This window comes from Bradyrhizobium sp. CB2312, assembly GCF_029714425.1.
In the GTDB taxonomy this organism is placed as follows: domain Bacteria; phylum Pseudomonadota; class Alphaproteobacteria; order Rhizobiales; family Xanthobacteraceae; genus Bradyrhizobium.
Window position 1 is genome coordinate 8,756,026 of the sequence record NZ_CP121668.1, and the last position, 19,709, is coordinate 8,775,734.

At 57.7% G+C, this 19,709-nt stretch carries 10 protein-coding genes and 1 pseudogene; 6 read left to right on the plus strand and 5 right to left on the minus strand.

The window, feature by feature from the left end; genetic code table 11:
• Positions 1 to 963 precede the first annotated feature (963 nt).
• From QA642_RS41800 to QA642_RS41810, 3 genes are all read left to right on the plus strand, one after another.
• Positions 964 to 3,639, plus strand: a complete 2,676-nt coding sequence (locus QA642_RS41800) for a PAS domain S-box protein (protein WP_283082012.1) — start codon at positions 964 to 966, stop codon at positions 3,637 to 3,639.
• Positions 3,636 to 4,319, plus strand: a complete 684-nt coding sequence (locus QA642_RS41805) for a response regulator transcription factor (RefSeq protein ID WP_028146457.1) — start codon at positions 3,636 to 3,638, stop codon at positions 4,317 to 4,319. The genes QA642_RS41800 and QA642_RS41805 overlap by 4 nt, the downstream gene beginning before the upstream one ends.
• A gap of 85 nt (positions 4,320 to 4,404) precedes the next feature.
• Positions 4,405 to 4,782, plus strand: a complete 378-nt coding sequence (locus QA642_RS41810) for a response regulator (RefSeq protein WP_027565169.1) — start codon at positions 4,405 to 4,407, stop codon at positions 4,780 to 4,782.
• A 926-nt stretch (positions 4,783 to 5,708) separates the two neighbouring features.
• On the opposite strand, the gene QA642_RS41815 is transcribed toward QA642_RS41810, so the two are convergent.
• From QA642_RS41815 to glmS, 3 genes are all read right to left on the minus strand, one after another.
• Positions 5,709 to 6,026, minus strand: a complete 318-nt coding sequence (locus tag QA642_RS41815; protein WP_283082013.1) for a hypothetical protein — start codon at positions 6,024 to 6,026, stop codon at positions 5,709 to 5,711.
• A 385-nt stretch (positions 6,027 to 6,411) separates the two neighbouring features.
• A complete protein-coding gene (locus QA642_RS41820) occupies positions 6,412 to 8,376 on the minus strand; it encodes a beta-L-arabinofuranosidase domain-containing protein (protein ID WP_283082014.1) in 1,965 nt (654 codons plus the stop codon).
• A gap of 1,106 nt (positions 8,377 to 9,482) precedes the next feature.
• Complete coding sequence (gene glmS, locus QA642_RS41825) at positions 9,483 to 11,309, minus strand: glutamine--fructose-6-phosphate transaminase (isomerizing) (protein WP_283087091.1); 1,827 nt, start codon at positions 11,307 to 11,309, stop codon at positions 9,483 to 9,485.
• A 43-nt stretch (positions 11,310 to 11,352) separates the two neighbouring features.
• On the opposite strand from glmS, the gene QA642_RS41830 reads away from it, so the two are divergent.
• From QA642_RS41830 to QA642_RS41840, 3 genes are all read left to right on the plus strand, one after another.
• Positions 11,353 to 11,520 carry a hypothetical protein gene (locus tag QA642_RS41830; RefSeq protein WP_283082015.1) on the plus strand — a complete coding sequence of 56 codons (168 nt, stop codon included), beginning with the start codon at positions 11,353 to 11,355 and terminating at the stop codon, positions 11,518 to 11,520.
• 776 nt (positions 11,521 to 12,296) lie between these two features.
• Positions 12,297 to 13,382, plus strand: coding sequence for a GDP-mannose 4,6-dehydratase (gene gmd / locus QA642_RS41835; RefSeq protein WP_283082016.1), 1,086 nt, complete (start codon positions 12,297 to 12,299; stop codon positions 13,380 to 13,382).
• Positions 13,363 to 14,340: a GDP-L-fucose synthase gene (locus QA642_RS41840; protein ID WP_283082017.1), complete on the plus strand. Its 978-nt coding sequence runs from the start codon at positions 13,363 to 13,365 to the stop codon at positions 14,338 to 14,340. The genes gmd and QA642_RS41840 overlap by 20 nt, the downstream gene beginning before the upstream one ends.
• 296 nt (positions 14,341 to 14,636) lie before the next feature.
• On the opposite strand, the pseudogene QA642_RS41845 reads toward QA642_RS41840, so the two are convergent.
• Both QA642_RS41845 and QA642_RS41850 read right to left on the minus strand, forming a co-directional pair.
• Positions 14,637 to 15,772, minus strand: a pseudogene (locus QA642_RS41845) (MFS transporter).
• Positions 15,773 to 16,181: 409 nt separating this feature from the next.
• Positions 16,182 to 19,286, minus strand: coding sequence for an efflux RND transporter permease subunit (locus QA642_RS41850; protein ID WP_283082018.1), 3,105 nt, complete (start codon positions 19,284 to 19,286; stop codon positions 16,182 to 16,184).
• Positions 19,287 to 19,709 lie beyond the last annotated feature (423 nt).

Below are 19,709 nucleotides of genomic sequence, written 5' to 3' on the forward strand. Positions count from 1 at the left end.
GATTGCCAGTGCGCAGCCCTTGCCCCACCTCGCCCGGGGCCAGCCGCCCTGAAAAGATGCCCGTCGAGCAAAGGAGTCGGGGCTTTTTTACCAGTCATTTTCAAGCGCGTCTTTCACCGTCAAGCTTCCAGCCATCTGAACGCTTCTGCGACATTTGCCGCGCCAGATATCAGGACTGCGACAGAACGGGTCGGCCTGACAAGCTAGTTGTTGCTCCGCGCACAATCGCATGTGTGCGGTCACTGCGCTTGCCTCGTCCGGCCAACGACGTGGGTGGCGATCCTGTGACGCGACTCACTCCCGTGTTAAGGTCCGCGCTGTCGCATTAGATCAGATGGTGTGTGATCAGCACGGATTAGATGGCACCTTGACAGAGCTGTCGCGGGTCGCAGACGGCTAGTATCGGTTCGGCGGCGCTGCGCGCGCGCTCGGTTCCGGCCAACGCCCCGGAGGCAAGTCCTCCGCACCGAGGCGTGAAGGCCGCAGGACATACAAAGCAGTCGCGTAACTTCGCCTTCGTATCTCCGCACATGACCATTGCGTTTTCTTCCGCATGACCGATCGTACCGGCGAGATGAGTGGTTCGGCAGCTTGTCTTTGTTCTTTCCGGTTCAGCCAGGCGCCCCTGATTGTTCCGGCTCAACGTCTTGACTGAACTGCAGCCGCTGTCCTCCTGCGGCTGGTTATCCTCGGCTGCAGCCTCGAGCGCCTGCCCGGAGTTATCGGCAACGGAGGAAAGCAGGCACTGAGCATCGATTGCAGGCGTGTCACCGCACCATATTGAAAGGTTTAGGACGACTATACGTACGTCTGTAATGCAATTTTTCTCTGCGCGTGCTCAGTTCACCACCAAGCAATCGAGCGGAACCGCTCACCAGCGGGTGCTGGTGCTGAGTATTGCCCTATTTTTGCCTAAAATGTTATAGCTCCCCCGCCGGAGAAAAAAGGCCGGACGGTATCAGAATGCGTAGCCCGATCAGCAGTTTAGAACGTTCAGCCCCTCAGCTTACGTTCGGCAGCATAGCGCTGGCCGTGGTAACTCTGGCTTGCTTGTACCTTCACGCCCATTTCGCCGCGACGGCGTTCGCCTATTTGTTAGTGGTATTGCTGTTTTCGTTGATGGGAAGCTTCATTGCGTCGTCCGCGCTTTGCATCATAGCCATCGCTGCTCTCGCTTACTACTTTGCGCCGCCGGCGTTCAGCCTGCGTATCGATGACCCCCAAGATCTGCCGGTGGTTGTTGCATTCTTTATCGCCTCGATTGTGGGAGCGCACCTGATCGGAAAGCTCCGCCAGGAAAGAGAGGCTGCGCGTGTCGTTGCGGCCAAGCTTCAGCGGAGTGCGGCCGATTTGGAGGATCGCGAAAAGCGGTGGCGCGCCATCTTCGAGCACAATCCCGCCATGTACTTCATGGTCGATGAAGCCGGCACTATCCTCAACGTCAATTCACTCGGCGCGACACAACTCGGCTATGCTCGTGCTGAACTGGTCGGCCGATCAGTGCTGGACGTATTTCTCGAGGAGGATCGCGCTTTCGTTCGCGAATGCGTTCGGACGTGCCTTGAGGATGTCGGACAAACGCGCACTTGGGACGTCCGGAAAGTCAGGAAGGACGGCTCGGTATTGTGGGTACGTGAAAACGCCAAAGCCATGCTCTGGGGCGATGAGCAGCCCATTGTCCTTATCGCCTGCGAAGATATCACGGAGCGAAGGCGGACAGAACTTGCCCTGCAGCGGAGCGAAGCACATTTAGCCCAGGCGCAGGAATTGAGTCACACAGGCAGCTTCAGCTGGAACCCCACTACGGGCGAGGCCTTCTGGTCAAAGGAAACATTTCGCATTTTCCAATTAGATCCTGACACAGTGCCGCCGGGGCCGCAGCTCGTCGTTGAGCGCACTCATCCAGATGATAGGGCTTCAGTTAAAGAACTTATCGATCGCGCGATGCGAGACCCGAGCGATTTCGAGCACGAATACCGGCTCCTGCTACCGGACGGCTCGGTAAAGCACATCCATGCGCAGGCGCGAGCGACGAGAACAGCCTCTGGTGACATCGAGTTTGTTGGGGCAGCTACGGATATCACGGCGGCGAGGCGAGCAGAACAGCAGCTGCGCCGCAGCGAGGCCTATCTGGCCGAGGCTCAGCATCTCAGTCACACTGGCAGCTGGTCCTGGGACGTCTACCGTCTAGATTTCATATATCGGTCCGCCGAGGTCGATCGTCTGTTCGGCTTTAGCCCACAAGAGCCGGTATCGATCGAGACCATTCGATCGCGCATCCATCCGGACGACTTGCCGCGGCTACAGGAGGTGCAGCGCCAGGCGATTGAACACAAGGAGCGGCGGTTCGAATATGATTTTCGTATCCTTCTACCGGATGGCGGGATAAGACGCATACACTCCGTTGCGCACGTGGTGGTTGGCAGCGATGGCAACGTCAGCGAGCTGATCGGAACACATATGGATGTGACCGAGCAACACGCAGCTAGAGAACGCCTGGAAAACACACTTGCCGCGCTGCGCGAAAGTGAACAGCGCTTTCGCGACTACGCCGAAACAGCTTCCGACTGGCTCTGGGAGACCGGGCCGGATCATCAGGTCACTCGCTTATCCGAGCACACCAGCGCTGCGGGAATTTTGGCGACAGGATTGATCGGCCTGCTTCGCTGGGACATTGCGTGCGACCTCGAAGAGGAACCCGAGAAGTGGCGGCAGCATCGGGCGACATTGGAGGCCCATCTTCCGTTTCGGGATCTCGTCTACCGCACCGTGAATCGGACAGGTTCTCCGATCTACGTCCGCACGAGTGGCAAGCCTTTTTTCGATGGAAAGGGCAATTTTCTCGGCTACCGTGGCGTCAGCACTGACATCACCGCCACCATTCGCGCCGATCAAGCCGAACAAGAACTACGAAGGGCACAGTCGGAGCTTGCGCATGTGACGCGTGTAACGACATTAGGAGAGCTGACAACCTCCATCGCCCACGAAATAAACCAGCCACTCGCCGCCATTATCAGCAATGCCGATGCGTGCCTCGGTTGGATGGGCCGGGAAGCGCCTAATCTTTCCGCCGCCCGCTCTTCGGTGGAGTGGATCATCGAAGACGCAATCCGGGCAAGCGAGGTGATCCGTCGTATTCGCGCGCTCGCAAAGAAGGGCGAGATTGAGATGGTGCCGCTCGATATCAATGAGGTCGTTAAGGACGTCATTGCGCTGGTAACACGAGAGCTGGTGAGCCACCGAGTGACGTTACGAACCGAGTTGACGGCAGGGCTGCCTAGGATCCTCGGCGATCGGATTCAGCTACAACAGGTGATCATCAATCTCGTGATGAACGGAATCGAAGCCATGGATGCAGTTACAGAGAGGACACGCGAACTGCTGGTTCAATCATCGAAGGACGATGTGGGGCACGTCCACCTTGCCGTGACCGATTGTGGCGTCGGCATCGCCGAGAACGACGCGGACCGCGTCTTGGATCCCTTCTTCACCACCAAATCGACTGGCCTTGGAATGGGTCTTTCAATCTGCCGGTCGATTGTGGAAGCTCATGGAGGACGACTGTCGATGGTCCACAAAAATGGACCGGGTGCGACGTTCCAGTTCGCCTTACCGCTGTATAAGGAGGCCGTCTCGTGACTGCACGATTTGGCGCGCCAGATGAAGGCAGCAATGCCGAGGCCTCGACAAAGGCGACCGTCTTCGTCGTCGAGGATGACATCTCCATGCGTCGCTCGCTTACGAACCTTTTTCAATCGGTAGGGTTAGGCGTCATTGCATTCGGATCGGCGCGCGAAATGCTGCAGAGCCCAATCCCGGACATTATTAGCTGCCTAGTTCTTGATGTCCGGCTGCCAGGCTTGAGCGGCCTTGACTTCCAGACCGAGCTCGCGAGGTTGAACATACATATTCCGATCATTTTCATTACCGGCCATGGCGACATTCCAATGACTGTCAGGGCCATGAAGGAAGGAGCGGTCGATTTTCTCAGCAAACCGTTTCGCGATCAGGAACTGCTTGATGCCGTGGTTGCGGCGACCGAACGCGATCGCAAAAGGCGGGAGGCTCAGCAGACGGTCGCGAACCTGCAGTCTTTATTTGAGACCTTAAGCCCGCGCGAGCAGGCGGTGATGAAACTGGTCGCTGCCGGCCTGATGAACAAGCAGGTCGCCGCCGAGCTTGGGCTCGCCGAGATTACGGTCAAGATCTACCGGGGACACGTAATGAAAAAGATGCGTGCACGCTCGCTGGCCGACTTGATCAGAATGACTGAGACGCTGGGAGTTCGCACTAATCGTCCTGAACAAACGCAAGTATGATTTTACAAGTTCATCAGTCGAGCCCACTTTTCGCGCAAGGTGGCTAATGCTTGCAGCCGCTATTCCCGCTTCAGGAGGGCTCGTCTTGTCCACGCCTTTGATTTCCGTCGTTGACGACGACGCCTCAGTCCGTGCGGCGACAGAGAATCTTTTGAAATCGCGTGGCTACATCGCCCAAATATTTGCGTCGGCCGAGGAACTCCTGAGGTCCCCGCAATTGGGCGAGACATCCTGTGTCATTACCGATATGCAGATGTCGCCTATGAGCGGCCTGGAGCTGATGGCAGAGATGCGGACACGGGGTTACGACGCACCATTCATTTTCATTACCGCTTTCCCCAACGACCGCGTGCGCGCGTCAGCGCTGGGTGCCGGAGCGATTGGCTTCCTCGCCAAACCCTTTGCCGGACAAACGTTAATCGAGTGCCTCGACACCGCGCTGAACGGCCGAGGCGGCATCTGATGCAATCAACATGCGGCTTGAATTGCTGTGCGATCTAAACGCTCCACGCGTCGATCTCGCCACCGATCAACCTCTTCGGAGTCAAACACGCTAGTTGCTCTAAAAAGCGAACGAGAGGACGAATTGTTGTCCTGTCCACGCGTTACCAACTATCGCCGCGCGGCTAGTTTGGCGCAGAACAATCTTATCGCTGCGAGGACCGGAAGGGCACGTTAGCTCGGCTCATTCTGTAGGTCAACGTTCAACTTAACGCTCACGCAGTCGGCGACTTAAGCACTTCTTAACTCGTCTGGATCGAGGCTATATACTTCACCGCAGAGTGGAGCTGGCACAAGAGCGCTCGGTAAAGCAAGAGATTGGCTGTTCGCAGCCCGACTGCAGTGACGATGATAACGGTGCTTCGCCAGGACAACCGCCTCGCGTGTTGTGTTGAGCCTTTTCTGGTGAAAGAGCTCTGCACGATGCGCGATCACGACGTCGTTATGTCCGTTGACGTATGCCGGCCGTCTTGCCCATAAACGCCGCTTCGCTATGCATTTCATTGCCGACCGACTCGGGCAGGCGCGACGCGCTTACTACTTCGTAGGCCGTCCTCTGTAGGGTGCTTCTGCCTCCAAGCCGCCCAAGGTGCTCGGCGCAACACGCCAGGCCCCTGGGGGGCCGGGCGCACTTTGGCGGCACCCCATGCAGGTCCTCGCCGCAGCGAGCATTGCCGTATTGCCTTGCGCAGTCAGCCCCATACTTCCAACGCTCAAACAACTCAGCAACCGCCGGGCCAAGGAGCACTCTGGGGGCGGTCTTCTGAGCCAACTCAGAGGAACTCTCAGCCGAAAAGGCCATAAGCACAGAGGAGCCCGGAGCAGGCTAGATTAGTCTACTCCATCGGGCCCAATCTCCGGTGATCCCATGGTCACATAAAATCATCCTCATAATCGTATGTAGCGGCTCGCTGGGATCTCGGTATCACTACCTTCACTGTCGTCAGCTTTGGAAAACCGCGCAGGAGCGCCTTTTCGCTGCCATTTGCCGTCGCTTTTCCTTACCCACTTGTCTGACTTCTCTGGGTCGAGAACCATGTTGTCGGCGTCAACCTCGATGAATCCCATCTTTGCCGCACGGGCTCTTGCTTCCGGATTAGCCGGACGCGAATTGAGCAGCGGCTGTTCGCCGTCCATTCGAAGCTGGTGCTCGAGCAGGATATCGCCAGCGTTCTCGACAAGCGGATGAACGACTCGAAAATCCACAGTAGAGGTAGTCCCGTGGTCGCATCTAGTTTTGGCTTCTTGGGCCTAGCGGCGCTGATAGGGAGCCTGGCTTAGCAAAACTTGACGTGGCCGCCCTCACGTTGGCTTGTCATAGGACTTCTTTCTGAACGACACGGGGACACACGCTCGTGCCGTTGGCATTCGCCAGGTTTTGATGAGAGGTCGCGAACAGCTCCGAGGAAGCTCCTTTATTAGGAATTTGGTTGATCGCCGTCTCATATCCGGGTTTTCTTTTCGACGTTCCAGTGGAACTCGCGGACCGCCTTCAACGGATTGGCCCATTTCCAGAATTTGAGCAACGATATCGCCTGCCCAGAAACGTAGCCTAACGTCGGCTCGTAGAAGCGCGACCGGGCGTTCGGCGTCAACGCTCATTTACCCAAATCCGCATTTCGCCTTCGCCGCGGTTAGCCCAGCTGAACAACGGAATGAATGTCAGCTGCTGCGGTTCTAGCTGTCCAGGCACTTTGTCGTAGTGATAAAGCGCCGCTTCTTCATAATGCGTGTGTTGCAACCGCGTCCCGTCGGCCTGCAGCAAGATCTTGCCACTAAAGAGACCAGTTCCTTCGATAAGTGAAAACCGACTGTCTGCATTAAGCCAAAGGTTGTGTAACTCGGTCCCGTTGTCGGCCTCCTCCAGACAATAAATTAAGGGCCCACGCTGGATGGCCACCTTGCCGGCCAAATTGCGAAGTTGTGGATGGCCGTATACGCGACGCACTTGCATTGGCAGCGATAGTTTGACGCGATCTCCCTGCCGCCACGTTCGGCGAATGTGCAAATAGCCCTTGCGCGGCTCGCAATTCACGGGCTCGCCGTTCACGCTCGCCTGCGGCGCGCTGCACCATTCCGGCAGGCGCAGGGCGAGCGTGTGGGCAATTGGCGGCGCAGATTCGACGGCGATTTCCACCTGGTCTCTCCAGGGATAGCTGCCGCTTATGAGCAACCGCAGCGCATGTCCGTCGACGGATATTGCCACCCTATTACCAACGTAGAGATTTACATAGAGCGCGTCGGTGCTGGGCGTGTAGATGTAGTGACCAATCGATGTGAAAAGGCGTGCGATGTTCGGTGGGCAGCACGCGCAGCCAAACCAGCGTCGTCGAACCGGCGAGACGTGATTGTAGATGCCATTAGACCTCAGCGTTTTGGGATGCACTTCGAGCGGGTTAACATAGAAATAGTGACGCCCGTCGAACGCGATGCTGCCGAGAACGGTATTGTAGAGCGCGCGCTCCATCACGTCGGCATAGCGGCCGTCCAGTTCCATCTCCACCATGCGGCGCGCGAACATCATCAGGCCAATCGACGCGCAACTTTCCGCGTACGCCGTATCATTTGGCAAATCGTAATCGCTGCTGAACGCTTCGCCGGCGCCTTGCGAGCCGATGGCGCCGGTAATATAGATCTGGCGCTGAACCATGTTTTGCCATAGCCGCAGGCAAGTTTGGCGCTGCTGCTCGTTCTGGCGCAGACGCGCGAGATGAGCTACTGCCGTCATGAGGTATACAAAACGAACCGCATGACCGGTTGCGGTTCGCTGCTCCGAAAGCGGCAAGTGCGCTTGGCTATACGCTTTGTTTTTTACCATCCAAGGCGCGGCATCGGATTTGGGCACGCAGGATTGCTGGCGCTTCTCGTACTCAATGTCGTAGAAGTGTGGCTCCGTGCCGCGTTGCTCTACGAAATAATTAGCCAGCGTGAGATATCGCTGCTCTTTTGTCGCTTCGTAGAGGCGTACCAACGCAAGTTCGATTTCCGGATGGCCATCATAGCCGTGCAACTGATCGCACTCTGGGCCGAAAACTGTGCAGAGGTGGTCAGCAAGCCTGCAAACGACCTCCAGCAACCGCCGTTTGCCAGTCCCCTGAAAGAATGCGACACCCGCTTCAATTAAGTGGCCAGCACAATAAAGCTCATGGCACTCCGTTAAGTTGGTCCAGCGCTCCTGAGGCGCGTTCAGTATGAAATAAGTGTTGAGGTAACCGTCGCCGCTTTGGGCAGCCGCAATCAATTCAACCAGCTCGTCGACGGCTTTCTCCAGCTCTGGATTTGGTGCCTGGCATAGCGACCATGCAGCCGCCTCAAGCCATTTCGCGACGTCACTGTCCTGAAAAATCGTGCCATGAAACTCGCCGCTCGCACGCCCGGCAGCAAGGCGGAAGTTCTCTACCGCGTGACTCGGTATCACCTCGGGATTGCGATCGTTTAGCACCTCCCATTGGTAGGGAATTGCCGCTTCCCTGACCAGCTGCTGGCATTGCCCAATCAGTGGATCCGAGACCTGTAGGTTGTGAAGATCGACTTCGCCCACATTTCGTTCATTCATCGCGTTCCTCCTTGAAGTGTGGCGAGCGGAGACCTAGCTCGGCAAGCCATCTCACCACGATTGCGTTGTTGAGCTTGTCGCCCGGAGATTTTCGGCTACACCCTCGTACTCTCGGGGCGAGGCTTCAAAACGATCAAATGGAGAGGCCGCCCTAAGGCGCCGCCCTCCCAGACATGCGTTGAGAGCAGTCCGTCGAGGAGCGCGACAGCAAATCCCGTGCCCGGAATAAGGAGCGGTTCTTCTGGTCAACCAGATCTGCGGCTCCCCGTAGGAGCCCAATGCGATTGCTGCCCGCCAACCGGATTTGCCAGTCGTGCTAAATCCCGCGTCGCTGCAAGGCTGGTTGATCCTGCTATATGAGCGGGTCGGCCGTCGCTGGATAGAATAGTAGTACTCTCCTGCCGCTACAGCCGGGGGCACCGCGTCTTTCCGGTGCGACGCCCCTGCACTTGATTATAGGCCCTCGACCTAGCGCGAGAATGTTCGGTTTCTAACAATCCATTTGATGACACGTAGCAGCTGGGAGGGCCGCAGTGACGCGTATGGTCCAACAGGATTGCGTGAGCCGCTGCTAGGCGCCGAAGCGACAAACTTGACTGCTAATCCTAAGCAATCGTCGCAGGGAGTCGAAGTGCATGCTCGACGTGCCCGACATGTGGGCGGATGTGGGCAATCGGGAAAAGTAGGTTGTTGCGCGTATGCGCCGCTGTGAACAATCCGCGACGGAGCGGCTCGAAGCTGTTGTGTGCACCGACTTGCTCGTCGGCTTCGGCAAGGTGGGAGGATGAGTTAGTGAGTCACTTTTGTGCACCGAGCTTCAGGCTGATTTGGCCCTGCAAAGCAGATAGCAGGCTGGATAACCGAGAGCCGACTTGGATCTCCCAATTGTGCGTAATTCCCACTTTTTATCGACCGTTCCGCTCGAACGACAGCATGGTAACGTTCACGCCATTGGCGTTGGCCGGTTAACGATGATGACGGAAGCAGGACTGACTCTGCTCATCGAGCTGGATCGGTCTACGATTTAGCTGTTGATAATGGGATCGTTCTCCTTGAGCTCGCCCACTCCATTAGTGGCCTCACCGCTCAAATATGACACTGCCGCCTCATTCCACAGTCACCGATTTTGCTAGATTACGCGGCTGGTCCACGTCCGCGCCCCTTACGAGCGCGGTATGGTAAGCCAAGAGCTGAACCGGAATGGCATAGACCATTGGCGTAAAGCTTGCGACCATCTCCGGCAGCACAATGGTCATGAGTGTGTCCACCGTTGCTTCCAAAGCACCCTTCGAATCGGTCATCAGGATGATCTTGCCGCCCCGAGCCGCAACTTCTTGCATATTCGAGACGGTCTTTTCGAAGACCTCGTCATAAGGCGCGATCACCACCACAGGCACTGCCTCATCTATCAGCGCGATCGGTCCGTGCTTGAGCTCGCCGGCGGCATAACCTTCTGAGTGGATATAGGCAATTTCCTTCAGCTTGAGTGCGCCCTCCAGTGCCAGGGGGGCCGATGTGCCACGACCTAGATAGAGCACGTCCCTTGTGTCGGCGATATAACGCGCGAGCTTCTCGATCTGCGGCTCAATCAACAGTGCCGTAGCAATCAACCGCGGCACTTCGATAAGCGCACGCACAAGCTTCGTTTCCTCGATCTCAGACAGTTTATCGCGCTCTTTGCCTGCTGCGACGGCAAGCGCGGCCAATACCATCAGCTGGCAGATGAATGCCTTGGTGGAGGCGACGCCGATTTCTGGCCCCGCCAGCGTCGGCAGAACGGATTCGCTCTCCCGCGCAATCGTCGACGTCGGGACATTGACCACAGATATCGTGTGCACGCCCTGGTCCTTGGCGTATCGCAACGCAGCTAACGTGTCAGCGGTTTCGCCCGACTGCGAGATGACGATCGCGAGATCGCCCCGGCGCAATGGCGCCTCCCTGTAGCGGAACTCGGACGCTACATCGATCTCGACAGGCAAGCGCGCCAGCCGCTCGAACCAGTATTTGGCGATGTGCCCGGCATAGCTTGCAGTGCCGCACGCCGTAATTGAGATGCGCTGAATGGATTTAAAGTCGAATGGCAATGTGAGCGGCAGGGCGACGCGCTCGGCCGCCGTGTCGAGATAATGCGCCAATGTCTTGCCGGCCACTGTCGGCTGTTCGTGAATTTCCTTGGCCATAAAGTGGCGATAATTCGCTTTGTCCACAAGGAGGGACGATACGCCAGACTTTGATGTTTCCCGCTCGACGACAGATCCGTCTACGCTATAGATCACGTACATCGTGCGCGTAAGCACGGCCCAGTCGCCGTCTTCAAGATAGGTGATGGTGTCGGTCAAAGGCGCGAGCGCGATCGCATCCGATCCTAGATACATTTCGCCGTTACCATGCCCGATCGCAAGGGGCGACCCCCTACGCGCGCAGATCAAAAGATCGTCGTGGGCCTTGAACAGGAACGCCAGCGCGAAGGCACCGCGCAGCCGGGGCAGCGACGCTTGTACCGCATCCTGCGGCGAGTAACTCTTCATGAGATAAGATTCGACGAGATGCGCCACCACCTCTGTGTCTGTCTCTGAGTTAAAATGGGCCCCATTCCGCTCCAGTTCGGCTCGCAACTCGCGGAAATTCTCAATGATCCCGTTATGAACGACCGCGACATTTTCCGTCGCATGCGGGTGAGCATTGCTCTCGGTCGGCTTTCCATGGGTCGCCCAGCGGGTATGACCGATTCCCGTGTGACCCGACGGCGGATAATAGCGCAGCCGCTCCTCAAGGTTTCTCAGCTTACCTTCAGCGCGGCGGCGCTCGATATTGAGACCTTCGAGAGTCGCGAGGCCTGCGGAGTCGTAGCCCCGATATTCCAATCTCTTGAGCGAGGCCAGCAACTGCCCAACGACCGGACCACGCCCCAAAATACCAACAATTCCACACATATCGATCAATGCAGCCCAAGTTTAAGGAGTCAGGAACCCGGTCATGAAATTCGCTTGCCCGATGGTAACAGGTGTCGAGTTCGGTTTTCGCGACCGCCTGTACCGCCGCCGCATTCACAAGCGTGAGTTAGATCTCTTTCAGCCATCATCGCTTCGCGGCTACATTCCACTTGTAACTGGCGATCGAGTACAAACGGCGGAGCAGCTCTAGCTTGAATTGTTCCGCGTTCTGGACACGTTTTTCCAGCGCGGGTTTAGGAGACTTATCATACTTGAACCGAGGCAACTTACGCTCGGCCAGGTTAAAGGATTGGCGCCGAAGCTCCATTGTACGAAAGTAAGCTCTCGATATCGAAACGTTCGTCGATCTATACCAACGTTTGCTACTCTTTCTCACTTTGTCGCGCCTCGCCCCTCACTGCCTGCCGCGAGCTGGACATTAGCAACGGCACAGATCATGGTTGATGAGTCGACCCAAGATTGCGTGTTCTGTTCGGAAGTTAAACGCGCTTTGTGGACTGCGGCTCTATGAGCAAGTTTTGGCTGTGTTCTGACTTGCGTGCCGCCATTCCGACAGATGCATTGACGAATGCGAAGTCGCTCTCCCACGCCATGACGAGACCGCACGAAATGCACACTTGCTCCTGAGGACAGATAAGGAGCACAGACCGCCGCTTCTATCTCATTACAAATGTCGCCCAGGGGCAAACGCGCCGCGAGCACGCGTAAGGGCGTTTTGCCATCCATCTCGCCTGCTTAGGAACATCGCGTCGCTAGGGTTACTTGGCTTCATTTTTGAAGCTCAATGTGTTCGCATCCTTCAGTCGAGATATAAATGAATGTATATAGTGTGCATTCCTGCATGATGTGTATGACTGAGCTAACGATCGCTTTCTTTTAATTGCGGGTGGAGCGCGTGTGCGCATCTAGATTTTTCGAGAAACGGCTTCGCAATGGTGTTTCTTTGCGGCGCTACTAAGGGAAACCATGGCGGCTCAGGAGTCAAAACGGCGCGTTGCGCTGATTACGGGCGTCACCGGGCAGGACGGCGCCTATCTCGCCGAATATCTGCTGTCGCTCGGCTATATCGTGCACGGCATCAAGCGCCGCTCGTCCTCGTTCAACACCGCGCGCGTCGATCACCTCTACCAGGACCCGCATGTCGGCAACGGGCCGTTCCTGATGCACTATGGCGACATGACGGATTCGACCAATCTGATCCGCCTGATGCAGCAGATCCGCCCCACCGAGATCTACAATCTCGCCGCGCAGAGCCACGTCGCCGTCAGCTTCGAGAGCCCGGAATATACCGCCAATGCCGACGCCATCGGCGTGCTGCGCCTCCTGGAGGCGATCCGCATCCTCGGCATGGAGAAGCAGACGCGGTTCTACCAGGCCTCGACCTCCGAGCTCTACGGCCTCGTGCAGGAGATCCCGCAGAAGGAGACCACGCCGTTCTATCCGCGCTCGCCTTATGGCGTCGCCAAGCTCTACGGCTACTGGATCACGGTGAACTACCGCGAAGCCTATGGCATGTTCGCCAGCAACGGCATCCTGTTCAACCACGAGAGCCCGATCCGCGGTGAGACCTTCGTCACCCGCAAGATCACCCGCGCCGTCGCTCGGATCGAAGTCGGCCTCGAGGACACGCTCTATCTCGGCAATCTCGAAGCCAAGCGCGACTGGGGGCATGCGAAGGACTACGTCGAAGGCATGCACATGATCCTCCAGGCCGACAAGCCTGACGATTTCGTGCTCGCCACCGGCGAGACGCGCTCGGTGCGCGAAATGGTCGAGCTGGCCTTTGCGCAGGTCGGCCGCCGCATCGCGTGGCGCGGGCAGGGCGTCGACGAGACCGGCGTCGATGAGACGACCGGCAAGACCGTGGTGAAGATCGATCCCACCTATTTCCGACCGACCGAGGTCGATCTCCTGGTCGGTGACGCCAGCAAGGCGCGCCAGGTGCTCGGCTGGAAGCCGAAACGGACGTTTGCGCAGCTCGTCGAGGAGATGGTGGCGAGCGATCTGGCGGAGGCAAAACGGGACGCCGGCCGTGGCAAGCACAGCGTTTGAGCTGAAAGATAAAAGCGTCTACGTCGCCGGCCATCGCGGCATGGTCGGAGCCGCGCTGGTGCGCCAGCTCGAACGGGAGGACGTCAAGCTCGTCACGGTGGATCGCCGCGAGGTCGATCTCTGCAATCAGGCCGCCGTGTTCGACTGGTTCGCGCGCGTGCGGCCGCAGGTGATCTTCCTTGCCGCCGCAAAGGTCGGTGGCATCGTCGCCAACAACACGCTGCGCGCCGAATTCATCTACGACAACATTGCGATCGCGGCCAACGTGATCCATGCCGCGCACCAGAACGGTGCCGAGAAGCTGATGTTTCTGGGCTCGTCCTGCATCTACCCGAAGCTGGCGCCGCAGCCGCTAGGCGAGGATTCCGTGCTGACAGGCCCGCTGGAGCCGACCAACGAGCCTTATGCGATCGCCAAGATCGCCGGCATCAAGATGGTGGAGGCCTATCGCAGCCAGTATGGCAGGGACTTCATAAGCGTGATGCCGACCAATCTCTACGGTCCCGGCGACAATTATCATCCCGAGTACAGCCACGTGGTTGCCGCCCTGGTCCGCCGCTTCCACGAGGCAAAGCTCGCGGGCTCGAAGAGCGTTGTGGTCTGGGGCACCGGCACGCCGCGCCGCGAATTTCTCTACGTTGACGATCTCGCCGACGCTTGCATCCATCTGATGAAGACCTATTCCTCGCCGGAATTGGTCAATATCGGTACCGGCGAGGACATCAGCATCGCCGAGTTAGCACTCATGGTTGCGGCCGCCATCGGTTTTCGCGGTGAGATCAGATTTGACACGTCGCGCCCTGACGGCACACCGCGCAAGCTGCTCGACGTCGGGCGGCTGTCCAGGCTCGGCTGGCGCGCCACGACCTCGCTTGAGGACGGCATTCAGCTGGCGTACCGGGCGTATCGCGCCGACGGCGATGAACGGTACCAAAGTGATCTGCCTGTTCCGGGATAACGGGCCCAATCCTAGGCATCAATCCGCGGTGAATGTCCAGCCGAGCGCACTTGCCGCTCACGTCCTCCAACTTTGCTTCGCAGTTGACAAGCGTTCATTGTCACCGGGCTCGGTCGGACGCCAAGACCCCAAGTGACGCGGTGTATCATAGCTACGACGCAGCCAACCACCATGGCCATGATCGAGACCTGCTACCATGAAGTCGAGAGCTCATCGTCTCTAAGCCGCTAAGTGCCGACCGCTGGACGGTCATTAGTCGGAAGCTTACTGGTGTCCCTTTCCTCTCGGCCAACGCCTTAGCGATGGTCTGTCATCATCCTCGCTGACAGCGTAACGATGGACATGAGCGCGCCCAATATCCCAAACGCCACGCGCAAGCCAAACATGTGTGCGACGAGCCCAATGCCGGCGGGTCCAACGAGTATACCCGCGTAGCCGGCTGTCGTGACAACCGCGATCGCAACGGCTGGCGGCATTATTTTCTGTTTGCCGGCGCGTCGACAAAGTACAGGTACAACATTAGAAATGCCCAATCCAATGAGCAGGAACCCCGCCATAGCAATTAACGCAACGGGCGCGGCCACCACAGCCAAGAATCCTGTTACGATCGGCAGAGTCCCAAGTATCAATATGGCACGGTCACCGATTCGCGCCACCACGGCATCTCCACCGAGACGCCCTGCGGCCATTGCGATTGAGAAGAGCATACAACCAATGCCCCCATGCGCTTCCGCGAGAAGATCTCGTTCAACGAGAAGCAAAGCGCTCCAATCGAGCATTGAACCTTCGACAAGGAAAGTGATAGCCGCGAGCACAGCTATTAGCAACACGCTGCGATTGGGCAAAACAAACGATGGCCCCTGCTGCCCCGCCCAAGCCGCGAGCAACCCCGGCCAGGCCGATACAATCGCGATCGTCATCAGCGCCGAACAGACCAACGTCGAAAAAAGCGGGCCAAGCTGCAGCGACAGGAGCGAGGTCACGGCGGCAGAGCCGGTGAATTCCCCAATGCTGTACTGGGCGTGGAAGCCAGACATCAATGGACGGCCCGTGACGCGCTCCAATTCAATCGCGTGAATGTTCATGGCTACATCGATCGAGCCCAGTGAAACGCCGAAGCAAACAGCGTAGCACCGAGCCTGACAGGTGTGTTGGCAATTCCAAGGCACGGCAATAAGATCGCGAGTCCAAGTCCCCCAAGGATAATGGGCTTGCTGCCGTACCGCGCATTCAATACGCCGGTCAAAAGCATCGCGATAACGGATCCCGTTCCGAGACAGAGCAACAGAAAACCAAGCATGCGGTCACCGACCGCGAGCCGCTCCTTGGCGAGGGGCACCAAAGGCGCCCAGGTCGCGAGGCCGAATCCGGCCACAAAAAATGCGAGCCGGATCCCAAGCAGGCCGGCAGACCAATTAGCAGGCAGTATCACGGGCGCTCCTGAGAGAACGGGGCCGCGAGCGCGACGCCCCTCATCCTGCGTGCGTCGCCTGCAGGCGGCGCTATCGACAATGATGGCCTCAAGCTGGCATTCTTTATCCCTGCAAATGCAATGCCGTCACAAAATTAGTAGACTACCTCACTAGGCAAGCGGACGGTGATCGTCGAGCCCGTGGATAGGGTGTGTCGGTTGTTCCTTCCCGGTTAAGCTGGCCATAAGAGGGTGACAGTTTTTGCTGATCTGCGACAACCGGAGGCGCAACGCTCACTGTGGCTTTGTCGCAAAGCCTACAAACCTCGCAAAGCCAACGGGGCGTGAAGATCTCGATTCGTAAGGTAACGTGAAGCGATCGCAGGCTCCTTCGCGTACCACACTGAGCGAACCTGGATTGATTTTATCGTCATTGCTTGGCCATCTGGGCATCAGCAGCGCCGGTGAGGTCGAGATCGGCAGCGATCTTCGCGCGGCCGGAGCTCGCATCGGCACGATGATCGGACGCGATCGCGACATAGACCGCCGGCAGCACGAAGAGCGTGAACAGCGTGCCCACAGACATGCCCGCGACGAGCACGAGCCCGATCGAGAAGCGACTCGCGGCGCCAGCTCCCGTTGCGGTCATCAGGGGTATGAAGCCCGTGACCATCGCCGCAGTGGTCATCAAGATCGGACGCAGTCGGACGCGCGCCGCCATCTCTATAGCCGAGCGACGGTTAAGTCTCTCTTTGAGCTGCAGCTCATTGGCGAACTCAACCATCAGGATGCCGTGCTTGGAAATTAACCCGACCAGTGTCAACAGTCCGATCTGGGTGTAGATGTTCATCGTCGCCCAGCCAAAGAATGGCGGGATCAAGGCGCCGACGATTGCCATCGGCACGCTGATCAGGATGATGAGGGGATCGCGCAGACTTTCGAACTGCGCCGCAAGCACCAAGAATATGATTATGAGTGCAAATGCAAAGGCAATGGCCAGTTGGTTACCCTCGTGCACATATTGGCGCGCGTCGGCAAGGAAGTCGTGACTGAAGCCTGCGGGCAGTTTCTTCGCCTCCGCTTCCAGGAAGTCCACAGCCTGACCGATCGTGACGCCGGGCATCGGCACAGCCTGAAAGGTCGCGCAGTTGAGCTGATTGTAGTGGGTGAGCGCGTTCGGATCGGTTGCAGTCTCGATGGAGACTACGGTCGAAAGCGGAAGCATCGAGCCCCCCGCAGTCTTCACATAATAGCTCCCGATTGCTTGCGGCGCCAGGCGTTCTTCGCGGGGCACCTGCGGGATCACCTCGTAGGAGCGGCCCTGCAAATTGAAGCGGTTGACGTAGTTTCCGCCGAGTAAGGTGGCGAGCGCGTTTCCGATGGTCTGCATGGTGATGCCAAGCTCGTTGGCCTTGGATCGATCAACCTTGATTCGCACCACCGGCCGGTTGAACTCGAGGTCGGAGTCGCTCACCATGAATAGACCGCTCTTCTGCGCGGCTTCCTTCAGCTTCGACATCTGCTCGTAGACGGATTGGAAGTCAAACGTCGAATTGATCACCATCTGCACTGGTAGGCCATCCGAACCGCCCGGAAGTGGCGGCAAACTAAAGGCAAACGCGTTGATGCCTTCAATTTTGGACAGCTCGGCCTGGAGGAGCGACTTAAGCAAGATCGATGAGCGCTTGCGCTCGTCCCATGCCTTGAGCAACATGCCGGCCATGCCACTCTGCTGGCCGCCAACACCATTGAGTACAAAGCTCAAATCGGTCTCTGGGAATTTTTGGAGCGCGTGTTCGAGCTTGGTGCCGTAATAATCGAGGTAGTCGATATTGGCGTATCTCGGCGCCTTGGTTAAAGCGAATACGATACCTTGATCCTCCTCGGGTGCGAGTTCCTTGGAAGTATTCACATAAAGAAAGCCGACGAGGCCCAGCATGGTCAGCGCAAACAGGCCGGTAATCGGACGATAGTCGAGCGAGCGGTCGAGCTTTCGGCCGTACCATCGTGTCATGGTGCTGAACCCGCGGTTCACAAATGTTGCAAACCGCCCCCCCTCTGCGCGCCTCAGGAAGACCGAGCACATCATCGGCGATAGGATCAAAGCAATCACGCCCGACACGATCACCGCTCCTGCCAGCGTAAACGCAAACTCGCGGAACAGCGCGCCAGTGAGGCCGCCGAGAAACCCGATTGGAGCATATACCGCAGCCAAGGTAATCGTCATGGAGACGACGGGGCCGACGATTTCGTGCGCGCCCCTTATAGCAGCCTCTAGAGGCGGCGCACCTTCTTCCAAATGGCGATGAATGTTCTCCACCACAACGATCGCGTCATCGACCACGAGACCGATTGCGAGAACCATCGCAAGGAACGTCAGGAGATTGAATGAAAACCCCAGCGCCAGCATCATGCTGCAGACACCAACAAGCGAGAGCGGAATAGTGACCACAGGAATGATGACCGACCGCAGCGACGCCAGGAAAAGGAAGATTACCGCCACCACGATCACGACGGCTTGGATGAGCGTCTTCTCCACCTCATCGAGCGACGATTGAATGAATTTAGTGGAGTCGTAGGCCACGTTCATCTTCAGTGACGGCGGCAGGTTACGCTCCATTTCTGGAAACAGCGCCCGAACGCCTCGCGCTATGTTTAGCGGATTGCCTTGCGGGCTTGCTCGGACGCCGATAAAGACCGCGTGCTCGCCGTTTATAGTGACGCTAGTGTCAGTGGTCTGCGCGGCAAGCTCGACTATCGCAATGTCCGCTATGCGCACAAAGCCACCGTCATTGGATTTGACGATCATGCGCTTGAAGTCATCGACACTCCGCAGATCCGTGTTTGCCGTGACATCGGAGATAGTGAAATAGCCCTTGGTCTGGCCGGCCGCGGCCTGGAAGTTGTTAGCGGCGAGTGCAGCCGACACTTCGGCCGGCGACACGCCGTGCCCTGCCATTTTCGCGGTATCGAGCCATAGCCGCATCGCAAAGCTCTGGCCGCCCAGGATGTCTGCCGCTGCGACGCCGTCGACCGTTGACATAGCGGGCTGCACAACGCGCGAGAGGTAGTCGGAGATCGCGCTGGCCGCCAGTTCCTCGCTGGAGAAGGCGATATACATGACAGCGGTGGCCTGACCGGACGACTTAGTGACGACCGGATCGTTTGATTCCTTCGGAATTAAGTATTTAACTGAGTTTACTTTGGAGAGCACCTCGGTGAGCGCTTCATTGGGATCAAAATTGAGCTTGATGTAGACTTGGATCGTGGAGGTACCGAGCACCGATGAGGAAATAACGTAGTCGACGCCCTCGGCGGAAGCGACTGCCTGCTCCAGGGGAGTGGTGATGAACCCCTGGATCGTGTCGGCCGAGGCCCCAGGATAGGAAGTAGTGATATTGACGACCGTATTAGATAGCTTGGGATATTGCCGGATCGGCAGTACCGTGGCCGCGCGAACGCCGATCAGTAAGATCAGGCAACTAACGACGACAGACAATACCGGACGTTTGATGAAAAGCTCGGTAAATGCCATCTCGACTCGCATTTCAAGAGGGGTATGCAAATTCGCCGGCAACGTACACCAGCGATGATCATCAATGCGGCGACTGTACTAGAGACCCGAGCACAAGCGACGCGTTATTGGCTACTCTAAGAGCTCACGCGCTGGCTAGCGCGGACGCCCTGGCCTCCGCTTCCAATTTCGTCGCTCAATAAAGTGCTATTCCGCTGATCTGGTGGCTGATCGGGATCTCGATAGTGGCACCTTCTAGGAAGCTCCTGCCCTTTTTGCGTGCAACAAGATGTTCGTCTCAACACCTGATTGGAACGCGCCGACTTCTGCAAGGCATCAGTTCAAACTTCGCACTGAACCGCAGATCGAATGATCTAGGTTCGACATCGAAAGTACAAACGATCTAACCGGCGCTCAATTCTACAAAGGTAAGTGGGTGATATA

Coding starts and splice junctions, on each gene's coding strand:
- QA642_RS41800 (WP_283082012.1), top strand. CDS start 964: ATGCGTAGCCCGATCAGCAGTTTAGAACGTTCAGCCCCTCAGCTTACG.
- QA642_RS41820 (WP_283082014.1), bottom strand. CDS start 8,376: ATGAATGAACGAAATGTGGGCGAAGTCGATCTTCACAACCTACAGGTC.
- glmS (WP_283087091.1), bottom strand. CDS start 11,309: ATGTGTGGAATTGTTGGTATTTTGGGGCGTGGTCCGGTCGTTGGGCAG.
- QA642_RS41830 (WP_283082015.1), top strand. CDS start 11,353: ATGAAATTCGCTTGCCCGATGGTAACAGGTGTCGAGTTCGGTTTTCGC.
- gmd (WP_283082016.1), top strand. CDS start 12,297: ATGGCGGCTCAGGAGTCAAAACGGCGCGTTGCGCTGATTACGGGCGTC.
- QA642_RS41850 (WP_283082018.1), bottom strand. CDS start 19,286: ATGGCATTTACCGAGCTTTTCATCAAACGTCCGGTATTGTCTGTCGTC.